Annotated in this window: 1 pseudogene; it reads right to left on the bottom strand. The window is 39.4% G+C overall.

Going from position 1 to position 241, the window contains the following annotated elements:
* Positions 1 to 241: pseudogene (locus tag AB4512_RS24950) on the bottom strand (hypothetical protein); the annotation flags it as partial.

Genomic DNA, 241 nt, shown 5'->3' with positions numbered 1-241 from the left:
CATCTATAATGCTCATCGACAAATTATTCCCATCAAGCTCATAGTGCCCGAAATACAGATTTTCCATAGTACTCTCCTTACCGTCATGCTCTGTAATCGTCACAAACTCTCTCATGCTAAAGGTATGGTCAGATTGAAAAGTAAGGCTTATACGCTCATAAAGCGATTGATATGGTTGGAATGCCTGAGATAAAAAATCAGTTTTAATCGTTTTGCAATGCCATCGAGTGCCCGCTAATAC

This window comes from Vibrio sp. 10N.222.52.B7, from assembly GCF_041474275.1.
GTDB lineage: Bacteria > Pseudomonadota > Gammaproteobacteria > Enterobacterales > Vibrionaceae > Vibrio > Vibrio crassostreae_C.
Note: the sequence above shows the minus strand (reverse complement) of the source record. Positions and strands in the feature narration are given on the sequence as shown.